Origin of the sequence: Paenibacillus alkalitolerans, from assembly GCF_016482785.1 — a bacterium.
GTDB classification, from domain to species: domain Bacteria; phylum Bacillota; class Bacilli; order Paenibacillales; family YIM-B00363; genus Paenibacillus_AE; species Paenibacillus_AE alkalitolerans.
Window position 1 is genome coordinate 291,097 of sequence record NZ_JAEMXM010000001.1, and the last position, 12,214, is coordinate 303,310.

Consider the following 12,214-nt stretch of genomic DNA (forward strand, 5'->3'; position numbering starts at 1 on the left):
AAATGCATGAAAATCTTCCCGACCGAACAATTGTTTGCTAATATTAAAGAAATAATTGGATATTAAAGTTAGAAAGGAAGAGATAATTGAAACCCGTAAGTATACGCGGAGCAAAGTTACATAATTTGAAGTCCCTTAATTTAGATGTTCCGAAGGGAAAACTGGTTGTTATTACTGGGGTAAGCGGTTCAGGGAAATCAACATTAGCTTTTGATTTATTGTATCGTGAAGGGAAGCGGAGGTATGATCGGGCGGTAGGTTCGACGAGTTTTGAAGAACATGACGGCTTCGATGAAATGTCCGGATTATTACCTACCGTGGCCGTGGAACAAAGAATCATTCGGCAATCCAACCCCAGAAGTCTAGTGGGAACAAGAACTCAATTACTTGGGCTAATGCAGATAGTATATTCAATCGCAGGAAATTACCACTGTAGCATCTGCGGTGGTAAAACAAATTTTCAGCGTAAATGCAAAGACTGTGACCTTGCAATGGATCCATTACCGACTTCATATTTTAACTTCAATTCTCCGCTTGGTATGTGCTTGCAATGTTTTGGTACCGGACGTATATCGATCATCAGTGAACAAGAAGCTCTGAAGAATATGGATCGCTTTTCTATTATACGTGGAACGCCTGGAAAACTAAAAGATGGCGTAAAACGGCTAGGGAAGGCATACGGATTTAACCCGAATGATTCATACTACACCTTGTCTCCTGATGCACAACATGTATATTTGCATGGAGATTTATCCGTTGGGTATGAAGGATTACTACCCTATCTGACTCGTTTAGGAGTAGGTAATGAAACCGACGGATCAACAGTCTGTCCATCTTGCAGAGGCTCCAGAATTGGGGAAGAAGCCCGGAATATAACCATTCAAGGGATGAATATCAGCGAACTGGCACAACTCACGTTGCGTGAACAAGCTTCATTCTGGGAGAAGGCGGTCAATGGAATCGTCTCTGCAGAGCTAAACCTGAGCGGGGTTTTAAAACGTATACAGAAACAGATAAACCAGCTTTGTGATGTCGGTCTATCTCACCTTTCATTATACCGGCGCACACCTAGCTTAAGTGGTGGGGAGTTACAAAGATTATTTCTGGCTTCACATTTGGAATCGGAATTGGAAGGACTCATTTATGTTTTCGATGAACCTTCAGTAGGATTGCATGAGAGAGAAAAAAGCCGTCTGATTCAGCGCCTAACAGAATTAGTGAATCAAGGAAACAGTGTGATTGTCGTAGAGCATGATTTTGGCATCATTCAATCTGCCGACGAAATCGGTCCTGGTGCGGGTACTGATGGAGGACGAGTGGTTTATCATGGCGATCTGATGGGGTATTTAGCTTGCCCGGATTCATTGATTGCTCCATTACTTAAACATCCTACTCCATTTATTCTTGAAGATAAACAATCTCCATTATCGATTCCACACCAAGACTAACTATTCGTAACGCCAGAACCCATAATTTAAAAAATATCACTGTCTCTTTCCCTCTTGGGGTAATGGTCGGAATAGCAGGTGTTTCAGGAAGCGGTAAGAGCAGCCTGATCTCGTCCACTTTGGTCCCGTTATTAGCTAAGTCCTTTCAAACCTTGAAAACTGATCTCAGCGAAGAGAGTGAGATAGATGACGAGGAAGGATCTTCAGAGGAAATATTGACAGGTACATTGCTTATAGGGGCCGAAATGTTAAAAGGGGTCTCCGTTGTTACTCAAGCTCCAATTGGACGGACAAAGACATCCACGCCGGCAAGCTATATCGGAATATGGGATGGCATTAGAACTTTATTTGCATGCCAAAGAGAAGCAAAAGAGCTAGGATTATCGCCCGGTGATTTTTCCTTTAATTCGACCGGCGGATGCTCCGAATGTAATGGAGAAGGGAAAATTAAAAAAGAATTACGAGGCTATGCATTGACCTGGCCTTGCCATATTTGCAATGGAACGCGGTATCGCCCGGAAATCCTACAAATTACGTTCAGGGAAAAGAATATAGCCGATGTTTTAGATATGACTGTGTCTGAAGCAGTTCACTTTTATGAAAGTGAAACCTCTATAACCGGACCATTAAAAATACTGGAAAAGGTCGGAATGGGTTATGTAACATTAGGGCAGTCGGCCGTTACCATCAGTGGCGGGGAAGCACAACGGATTAAGTTGGCCAAAGAATTGGGACGTAATCGTACTGGTAATATCTTGTATATTTTAGACGAACCGACAACGGGATTAAGTTGTGTGGATTCTAACCGACTCATGGTAGTTCTGAGAAAACTGGTTGACAAAGGAAACTCGGTATTAGTTATCGAGCATGACTTGTCGGTATTGGCGGCATGTGATTGGGTCATTGAGTTGGGGCCTTCTGGGGGGAGTGAAGGCGGCGAGGTAATAGCTGAAGGTTCACCTGACATGCTTGCGAATATATCTAGTTCAATTATTGGAACATACTTCAAGAAGGGGGCAATGTATGACTAGTCGATCCGCGTTATGGGATACGGTAGCTTCTCCAGAGGAACAAGAAATGGATTCGTCTAAGTTAGCGCTTGTAGACCGTGCAATTTTCAGCAGATATCCGAATGTTTTAAGTATGCTCATCGTTAGAAACAATACTATCGTCTACGAGCGCTATTATCGTCAAATTGGACCGGAGAATGCTGTCCCGGTTATGTCAGTGAACAAAAGCGTTCTTTCTTCTTTAATAGGCATAGCCTTGGATAAAGGAATCTTATCAAGTGTAGATCAAGTGGTCGCGGACCTCTTCCCAGAATTAGAGATTGATACGCAAGGAAAACGCATCACACTAAGACATCTTCTCACGATGACCTCTGGCCTTTACTATCCACGTTTGGCTGGGGATGCTCAGCCAATTTGGCAGAGGACAATGCGAAGCAATAATTGGGCCGAATTCAGTTTAAGATTACCCATCAAGGACGTAATTGGGCAAAGCTTTAATTACAAAAATACTGATGCTTTTCTTGCAGCAGCGTGTCTTTCACGTGCTACTGGCAAGAGTATAGGTGAATTAGCGAATGAATGGCTGTTTGAACCACTTAAATTAACCATTCCTTATTGGAAAGCAGACGATCCACAGGAACTCGGAATCGGATCGCTTTCTATGACTGCAAGAGATATGGCCAGATTCGGATTGCTCTACTTGAACGGAGGTATTCATGGAGATGATCAGATCGTTCCAAGGGAATGGGTGATGACTTCTGTGAAAAGGCAGGTTGGAAAAAACTATGGTTACTTGTGGTGGATAGAAAAGGATGGCTTCTCCGCATCTGGTGCGGGCGGATCTCTCATAAGGATCATTCCTTCGAAGCAACTTGTCATCGTTTTTCAAGCAAAACATTTGAAGAGGTTTATAGATCCAAGAGAGATCGTAGAACGTTATTTATTATCTGCTCTTATTGAGTAGTTTATGACAAAGGGGGTTTATAAATAATGAATTTATCAGCCACAAATAACAGTGAACAATTTGAATCTTTAATATCCCATATTGAACAAACAAGGAGTATTATCAATTCCTCAGCTGCAGCCGTTATAATAATTAAAGATGATCAAATTGTCACTGAATGGTACTCTGGTTACCATCATGACAAGCCCGGGGCTAAGCCAGTAACAGCTGATTCACAGTTTAATGTATATTCAATAAGAAAAACACACATCGGACTAGCCCTAGCATTAGCTGTCATTGAGGCTGATCTTGCCCTCGATACACCGGTCCATCCATTCATTGAAGATATTTCAAAAGATGAGTTGAAAACGGTTACGATCGGAAATGTGCTTACAAAAACGAACCCTAAATTCTTTGGACCAAATAAGATAGAGGGGGAAGGTTTGGCCGCTAGAATTGTTAAGAAAGTTACAGGAAAAACAATTGCACAATTAATAAGGGAAAAAATTTTAGAACCGTTGCAGTTAAAAAACACGGAATGGATTTCGATACCGAAAGATAATATAGTTTGTGATTTTACGGCTGGTGATGGTTACGCCTCTATCAGATTGGAATCTGATGAGGGGGATGGTAGAAATCTTTATATGACAGCAAAAGATCTCGCATACTGGGGATATCTGTACCTAAATAATGGTGTAATTAATGGAGCTCAAATCATCCCCAAATCCGTAATCGATCTTTCGGAAAAATTAAAATCTACTCCCGAGTATGCGAATAAGCGAATAATGGGATGGTATTTTGGTGACGACATGATGTTTGAAGCAGAAGGGGCAACAGGCTGCCATGTTGTTATCATTCCGAAATATAAAACCGTTGCAGTACGTATGTACAATCGATATGCGACAACACACATTGAAACACTTTTAAAATGTTTAAAACATGATGTATCAACTCAAACGGCTTTATAAGTTTTTTAATATCCTCTGGCTAAAAATAAAACTGAAGCGAGGCGGCTGGCAAAGATCCAGTCGCCTCGCTGCGCTAAACGGGTAGCATAGTTGAGCAATCAGTTACGGTTGCTTTTCAGCAAAGTCGCGATTATCTAATAGGCCCAAGTTCTTGTCGCTAAAAGGCCCAAGTTCTTGTCGTCCGATGCAAATGTTGTCGGACGTCAAGAACCTGGGCCGCTTCAAACCCGCATAATAGGGCCTGTTGACAAATGCCGTTTTTGCGAAATCTGACTTTGGTAAACCCAGTATTTATGCAGGTTTTCAAATGTCAATTTCGCCAAAATGATGATTTGTCAACAGGCCCTAATACGCGGGCTTTTTTATTTATAGGCCCAAGTTCTAGTCGCGGATAGAAGACAAGAACCTGGGCCTTTTGTTGATGAACGACAAGAACATGGTCCGTTATTCGATTACACTATTTCATCTCCATTACTTGACAATAGTACTATATACAACTATTCTATATACAATTGTAGTATCTACTTTCTAGATTATTGAAAGGAATTATATATGATGAAGTTGCGTCAGGGCGGATTTATAATTTCAAAAATTCATCAGTTGTCGGGGCGCATTTTTTCCAGAAAGCTCAAGGACTATAACATTAACGATATTAACCCAGCGCAAGGCAGAATACTTTTTGCTCTTTGGCAGAAGGATAATATTCCCATTCAAGAACTTGCAAAGAAAACTGCCTTAGGTAAATCAACTCTAACCCGTATGCTAGATAAGCTCGAAGAAACTGGATTTCTTCTCCGTGTATTCCCGAACGATGACAGGCGAAAAATACTCATTCAGCTCACTGAGGAAAATAAAAAAATGAAAATAGCCTACGAACAGGTGTCCGTGGAAATGACCAAACTATATTATAAAGGATTTCAAGATAGCGAAATCGACGAGTTTGAGAAGTATCTTGAACGGATTTTCAACAATCTCAAAGAACATGAAGCTGAGTAAAGGAGCTTCGGATATGCCAAACAGCGACATTCAAATCTCTATAAAATAAAAAAACAAGTATCTCCTAGGAGGACCGGTGCGAGTATGAATTCCGAAAGCGCAATTGAAGCAGGGATCCGATCGGCAAAACAACTGCTGGTGGACGGCATCACCCCGATCGATAGAGAAGTGTGCATACAAGAGTCCCTTGATTTGTTGGAACGTTCGGAAATCGCGATGGTAGGTTCGACTGACGAAAATGGCTACCCTCATATCAAGGCCATGTTCAAGATTGAATCGGATAAATTAAAATCCATTTGGTTCAGTACCATTACGTCATCGAGAAGGGTGTCGCAGTTTATCCGAAATCCGAAAGCGTCGGTCTATTTTTACGATGCAGGGTGTATTGCAGGGCTATTGCTTGTCGGAGAAATGGAGGTCCTGCAGGATGCGGAATCAAAAGAACGTCTATGGAAAGAGGGGTGGGAAGTTTACTATCCTCTTGGAGTCACCGACCCTGATTATTGCATTTTAAGATTTACGGCCAAATATGGGGATTATTACCGAGGTCTGCAAAATATCACCTTTGATATTTGAGTGCATATGAAAATCGACAAAAAGGAGTATGAGGATGACAAAGCTCTCGTTTAACCTCTGGAATGATTTGGATCAATTTGATTTGGGCAATTCTAATGCACGTCCTGGAGTATATCTGGGGCAACAAGCAACTTATCTTGAAAAAACCGGCTCTGCCGTTTTTCTTCACGATGAAATCCCTTTTACCTGCTTTCGCCTTGAAGCCGAGGTTGCGATTCCTGAGCAAGTAGGGTTTATTGGGTTTGTTTTCGGCACCAAGGATTCGAAAAATTATGAGCTTATTTATTTGGCGCCAGAAGAAATTCAATATGATCCGGTTATGAATGGTTCGACGACATGGCAAATTTATAATGGCCCTATGTATCAAAAGCCTTTGCCGAATACTACTGGGAAATGGGAAAAATTTGCCTTGGAAGTGCAACCGAACGGTGCCGCCGTTTATATGGGTGATGATACTTTCCCTCAACTGGTAATTCCTAATCTTCAGCACGGAGACCCTATTGGTAAAATAGGGTTTTGGGGGTTTTTGCCCAGCTACATTCGCAATCTTTCGATAGAGGAAATAAAACCGACGCCCATTACGAAAAGAGAAAGAGATTTGGAAAGACTGTTAACCGAGACTTTTGTAACTGAATGGATGGTTTCACCAGTCACCGAAAACCATTGGACGAAAGCCGTTGTGGAAGAAAACGGGATATTAAACCTTAACCGAATCTATACCGCCGAACAAGGTAGTTCAGTGCATGCGAAAAGTACTTTTTACATACCTGAGGAGAATGAGACTCTGCTAACTTTCGGATACAGTGATCATCTTCGTTTATGGGTAAATGACGATGAAGTATACCAAGGGTATTGGATATGGAGCCCCCCGGAAAGTGATGGACGTATTCGGTCTGACTTTGCCAGTGTTCCTGTTCGCTGGAGAGCCGGCTTCAATACAATTCGAGCAGAAATAACTAATAACGAGTTCTTCGGCTGGGGTTTGTGTATAAAAACTGGGCTGTCAAACATGTCATTTATTACAGAAGAAAAATGAAATTATTCATAAACATTGGAGGCGAGTTAATGCGTGGATATATTGTAAAACAAAGTGACGGATATTTTTATAGTGCAATTTCTAGAACAAAGAGAACGGCAGTTCTACACGAAGCTACATTATTCCCTTACATAGAGAATGAACAAATACAAGGTCATGGTTGGAATATTTCAATGCTTTCATTAGAAGAGGCACATGATCAAAGTCCTGAATTAATTGAAGTTGTTTACGACATAAAGTTGAATATGGTTTAGATTTATCGATTAATTAGTTGATATTCTTGAGGGTTAATTACAAAAGCCCGAAGCTTAGATTCTCATAAGCCAAATAGACCAAAAATCGAAAGAACTTGAGCTGTTCCGATAAACGGCCCAAGTTCTTGTCGCATCCGAAATTCATCAACTGCCTGTCCTTTATCAGTTTTCCCAAGCGTTAATCGATCCGAATTTGCTGCCCAATCTGTTCCTGTCCGAATATGTAAAGAAGGTGTTCGACAGTTACCCGAAATTGTTGGGAACATACTCCAGCGCTCAAGGGGACGAGGAGCTACGTGAAGCGCTTAGCCGCTTTATGGTTCGGCAGCATTGGGTGCAGTTGACCGCAAGCGAAATGGTAATCACGACCGGTGCGCAGCAAGCGATTGATTTGCTTTCCCGCATATACATCCGTTCGATGGATCCGATCTTGGTGGAAAGACCGACGTACAGCGCCGCGCTCGATATTTTCCGCCAACAGGGCGCCCGGCTTTTGCCTGTCGATATATATCCGGACGGGTACGATCTGGAGAGAGTGGAATTATTGATGAAACGGTATAAGCCGCGGCTTTTCTATATGAATCCTACTTTTCATAATCCGACGGGTTATACGGTGCCTTCTGCGCAGCGCAAGCAGCTTGTGGAGTTGGCCGAACGATACAGGTGTTTGATCATAGAAGACGATGCGTTTCATGACATGTACTTCGACAAGCCGCCTCCGATGCCTTTAATCACTTACGATACGGAAGGGTGGGTCGTATATCTCCGCAGCTTCAGCAAATATGTGGCTCCGGGACTGAGGATTTGCTCGGTGATCGGGCGGCGCCCCGTTATCGGCTCTCTGATTACGGCGAAGTCTCTCGCAGATAACGGTACTCCGTGCGTCAATCAGAAAATTTTTCTGCATTATTTCGGGTCGGAACGGCTACAGCAGCACCAGGAAAAGCTGCGAATCGCCCTTCAAGTAAGGAGAGACATTATGGAGCGGGAATTTGCGGGTGCCGGGTGGGACTGGGTCAGTCCGCAAGGCGGGCTTAATTTGTGGGTGAAGCTGCCGGACTCGATTCCAATGGAACCGTTTTTCGCCGAATGCGTCCGGCAGTCGATATCCTTCGTCCCCGGGGCGATTTGCGACCCGCTCAGGGAAATGAAATCTTGGATCCGGTTAAGTTATTCCTTTGTCAACGAAGGACAGCTGCGGGAGGGGGCCAGGCGGCTTACGGATATCGCGGAACGTTTCAAGTAGACGTCGAATTTTTGCTTTCGAGGGGCATATTTCATTATCATATAATTAAAATGTTCCGCGAAGGAAGGAATTTCGCTCATGGCACCGACTAAAGAACGCAACTTCACGCCGCTTATCGTAACGCTCTCGATTGCTGTCAATGCGATTGTGGCTATTCTCTTCTTCCTGCCGGAGGCGGAGGGGCTCGAACATATTGATTTCACGATGCCGATGCTGAACGCGGTGTTCAACAGCTTTACTTTCGTCTTTCTCCTCATGGCGCTTTATTTTATTAGGAAGAAGAATATTAAAGTTCACCGAAACTATGGACAGCTCTGTTGAAAAACAGGAAGCCTATGTTTATCTTTACGGGGTATCAACTTTTGCTTCTATGCTTGCTATGAAGAGGGGACAAAATTCGGAGCTCGCTGCAATCGCGGGATTGCTTCACCACTATTATTTCTATAAAACCGGAATCCGTGAGTTTCCTGGCCCCAACAGTTCATAACGACAGGCAAGGGAGTTGACTTTCAATAAGGTATTATGCCATGCCGATCCTGGCGGGCGGCCGCTTGATTGGCCGGATGGACCCGCGTCTCGACGATAAACAAAAGCATCTTAAGGTGCAGCTGCTGCAGATCGATCCTGGAATAGATGTATCAGACCAACTACGGGCAAACATTCGTCGCGCGTTAGAATCGTTTGCCCATCTACAGCGCGGGTTGCTTAAAAGGGAGATACTTACATAGAGCATTAATGAGACTCGGTTTAGGAGGAAACACCTATGAATGACAAGACAGCCAATATCTATACAGGCGACAATAAAGTATTGCAGTATTTTGAGGAACTGTCCAAGATCCCCCGCGGTTCCGGCAACGAAAAAGCGATCAGCGATTTCATTGCGGATTTCGCGCGGCAGAGAAATTGTGAAGTCTTGCAAGATGATCGCCATAACTTGATCATCCGCAAGCCCGCTTCGACGGGATATGAGGCGGCGCCAACGGTCATTTTTCAAGGCCATCTCGATATGGTATGCGAGAAAAACAAAGGAACGGTACACGACTTTACCCGGGATCCGATCCGCTTCAAAATCGATGGAGATATGATTTACGCGCAAGGCACGACGCTTGGCGCGGACAACGGCATTGCGGTAGCGACGGCGATGGCGATTATCGATTCGCCTGAGGTGGTGCATCCAGAGCTGGAAATCCTACTGACAACGGAAGAAGAGACAAGCGCGGAAGGCGCGTTCTATCTTGACGCTACTCCACTGAAGGGCCGCATGATGATCAATTTCGACTCTGACCGTGAAGGCATCGTGTTCGTCAGCTGTGCAGGCGGCGTTAATGCTTATCATACGGTGCCGATTGTATGGCAGAATCGGGGACCGGAAGCAGGCGAGCCCTATACGATTCATGTACAGGGCCTAACAGGCGGCCATTCCGGCGATGACATTATCCACGAACGCGGAAACGCCAATAAGCTGCTTGGTCGAGTTCTAACCGACCTGGTTGGCCATGCGGATTTCGCGCTTGCAAGTGTAAATGGCGGCATGAAAGTAAACGCTATTCCACGCGAAGCGGAGGCAGTCATCTATTTGACTTCGGAAGGCAAAGAAGTGGCGGAATCACGCATTGACGAGATAAATCGTATCCTGCGGGACGAATATCAGGTGAGCGACAAAGGCGTGACCGTAATGCTTCAAGCTGGATACAATATGGACGGAGAGGAAGGACCAGTCTATTCGGACAAGGTATTCTCGGAAGAGACGAAATTAACCGTCATTCGTCTCCTAACCCTTATTCCAAATGGCGTGCTGAGCATGGACAAGGCGATTCCGAACCTGGTCCGCACGTCATCGAACCTTGGCGTCGTCACGACGAGCGAAGAGGAAATTGTCCTGCGCAGCTATGCGCGGAGCTCCTTGCGTTCGCAGATCGACGATGTCCTCCAGACGATGGAGACACTTGCGCAGACGGCGGGCTGCGGCTTCCGGTATGACAGCTATTTCCCTGGCTGGCCGTACCGCGCGGATTCCAAGCTGCGTCCAGTCTTTGAAAAGATGTACGAGCGCCGATTCGGCAAGTCGCTAGAAATCAAGGCGGTTCATGCCGGCCTCGAATGTGGCGTGCTGATCGAGAAAATGCCTGACCTCGACGCCGTTTCCTACGGGCCGAACTTGTTCGATATTCATACGCCGCAGGAGCATCTGTCGATCTCTTCCGTGGAGCGGACGTGGGAGTTTCTGCAGGATGTGCTGCGGGGGCTGAAATAAATTAATTTGTAATATTGGAGTCGCATCCATATAATGGGTGTGACTCTTTTTTTGAGGTGAGAACATGTATGTTATGGGTACTGATTCGATTGAGATTCCTATTAGCCTTAGGAGGTGATGTACGATTAGAACGTTATCCTTGCTCTTATTATTAACAACTGTAAGCGTACTCCTTATTGCTTGCGGAAAGCCTTACGGCCATTACAAAGATGATAAAATGATTGAGCCGTCAGGGAACATTGACAATGAAGAAGGGGCAAATAAGGTTAATCCTCAGTGGGCTTCCTCTTTTATTCGCCGTTGGGTCGTTATGAAAAGAATTTGTATTGGTTTGAAAAGGAGGCCTCCACGGAAAATGTGGAGGCTCTTTTTTCGTACCTCAACAAAAGGCCCAAGTTCTTGTCGCGAACGAAAGACAAGAACTTGGGCCTTTTGTCGATGAACGTCAAGTACTTAAGCCTTTTGTGTTTCCTTAGAAAGTTGTCGTCGGACGACAACAACAAAAGCCGATTCAACCCCGCTTAAACAGCGGAATTTCCGAAAGACAAGAACTTGGGCCTTTTGTCGATGAACGTCAAGTACTTAAGCCTTTTGTGTTTCCTTAGAAAGTTGTCGTCGGACGACAACAACAAAAGCCGATTCAACCCCGCTTAAACAGCGGAATTTCCGAAAGACAAGAACTTAACCCTTTTGTTGTTGGAGGAATCACCATTGATCGCTCAGCTAACTGGCAGTTTAGCGCAATCTTAAGTGTGGTACAATGTGGAGTGATTGGAGGCAAACATATGTCACAAGAAAAAGAACACGGACAAATAGTAATATTAAACGGAACCCCAAGGTCTGGGAAGTCCAGCATTGCCAATGTGATTCAAAATACATTCGACGGCGTGTGGATGAACATGGGAGTCGACCGGTTCATGCAGATGACCCCTGAACGCTGCCAGCCTGGGATCGGGCTTCGACCAGGTGGAGAACGCCCCGACCTTGAGCCTCTCATTGTGACCTTGTACCATGCCATGTATGAGTCCATTGCTGCACCAGTCGGCTCGGATTGAATGTAGTAGTTGATTTTGGTCATCATGACGAATATTCTATACCACTTGGGATTTTACCTAACTGCGCTCGAATCCTGAGTGGGCTTCCAGTTTTGTTCGTAGGTGTGCGATGCCCTTCAGAGGTTGTAATGCAGCGGCGGATTGCTACATGGAAGGTAGGTTACGAAGAGGATGGATCAGTACCCAAGCCGGTGAGATTATGGCAGAATGCTGTCCATTCGCATGGTATATACGACTTGGAGGTAGACACCGCAGTATTAAGCACTGAAGAGTGTGCCGAAATAATACGCAAGCGTCTCGAAGAGGGGGGGCCGTTCTCTGCATTCAAGCAACTTGAGACTATATCTTAGGGGGGAAAGTGTCACTCATTCCACTAACGGGCAACGAGAGTTCATGACAATGGCTTCCAGCATCTGAAGTGACCCCAA

9 protein-coding genes and 3 pseudogenes are annotated in these 12,214 nt (G+C 44.6%); all 12 read left to right on the forward strand.

The window, feature by feature from the left end:
* The first annotated feature begins 86 nt into the window (after positions 1 to 86).
* The 12 genes and pseudogenes from JET16_RS01340 to JET16_RS01400 all read left to right on the forward strand — a co-directional run bounded on the left by JET16_RS01340 (position 87) and on the right by JET16_RS01400 (position 12,136).
* Positions 87 to 1,448 carry an excinuclease ABC subunit UvrA gene (locus tag JET16_RS01340; protein ID WP_199613807.1) on the forward strand — a complete coding sequence of 454 codons (1,362 nt, stop codon included), beginning with the start codon at positions 87 to 89 and terminating at the stop codon, positions 1,446 to 1,448.
* Between the two features lie 62 nt (positions 1,449 to 1,510).
* Positions 1,511 to 2,479, forward strand: coding sequence for an excinuclease ABC subunit UvrA (locus JET16_RS01345; protein ID WP_199613808.1), 969 nt, complete (start codon positions 1,511 to 1,513; stop codon positions 2,477 to 2,479).
* Positions 2,472 to 3,422, forward strand: coding sequence for a serine hydrolase domain-containing protein (locus JET16_RS01350; RefSeq protein WP_199613809.1), 951 nt, complete (start codon positions 2,472 to 2,474; stop codon positions 3,420 to 3,422). Before JET16_RS01345 ends, JET16_RS01350 begins: the two co-directional genes overlap by 8 nt.
* Before the next feature lie 26 nt (positions 3,423 to 3,448).
* Positions 3,449 to 4,369: a serine hydrolase domain-containing protein gene (locus JET16_RS01355; protein ID WP_199613810.1), complete on the forward strand. Its 921-nt coding sequence runs from the start codon at positions 3,449 to 3,451 to the stop codon at positions 4,367 to 4,369.
* Between the two features lie 552 nt (positions 4,370 to 4,921).
* Positions 4,922 to 5,365, forward strand: coding sequence for a MarR family winged helix-turn-helix transcriptional regulator (locus JET16_RS01360; RefSeq protein WP_199613811.1), 444 nt, complete (start codon positions 4,922 to 4,924; stop codon positions 5,363 to 5,365).
* An 84-nt stretch (positions 5,366 to 5,449) separates the two neighbouring features.
* On the forward strand, positions 5,450 to 5,941 hold the full coding sequence (locus JET16_RS01365) for a pyridoxamine 5'-phosphate oxidase family protein (RefSeq protein ID WP_199613812.1): 492 nt from the start codon (positions 5,450 to 5,452) through the stop codon (positions 5,939 to 5,941).
* Between the two features lie 34 nt (positions 5,942 to 5,975).
* On the forward strand, positions 5,976 to 6,977 hold the full coding sequence (locus JET16_RS01370; protein ID WP_199613813.1) for a hypothetical protein: 1,002 nt from the start codon (positions 5,976 to 5,978) through the stop codon (positions 6,975 to 6,977).
* A 29-nt stretch (positions 6,978 to 7,006) separates the two neighbouring features.
* Positions 7,007 to 7,231 (forward strand): hypothetical protein, encoded by a 225-nt coding sequence (locus tag JET16_RS01375; RefSeq protein WP_199613814.1) that lies wholly within the window; start codon positions 7,007 to 7,009, stop codon positions 7,229 to 7,231.
* 133 nt (positions 7,232 to 7,364) lie between these two features.
* Positions 7,365 to 8,477: pseudogene (locus JET16_RS01380) on the forward strand (aminotransferase-like domain-containing protein); the annotation flags it as partial.
* Positions 8,478 to 8,555: 78 nt separating this feature from the next.
* Positions 8,556 to 8,783, forward strand: a pseudogene (locus JET16_RS01385) (DUF420 domain-containing protein); the annotation flags it as partial.
* Positions 8,784 to 9,240: 457 nt separating this feature from the next.
* Positions 9,241 to 10,731, forward strand: coding sequence for an aminoacyl-histidine dipeptidase (locus JET16_RS01395; protein ID WP_199613817.1), 1,491 nt, complete (start codon positions 9,241 to 9,243; stop codon positions 10,729 to 10,731).
* A gap of 785 nt (positions 10,732 to 11,516) precedes the next feature.
* Positions 11,517 to 12,136 (forward strand): annotated as a pseudogene (locus JET16_RS01400) (chloramphenicol phosphotransferase CPT family protein).
* Positions 12,137 to 12,214 lie beyond the last annotated feature (78 nt).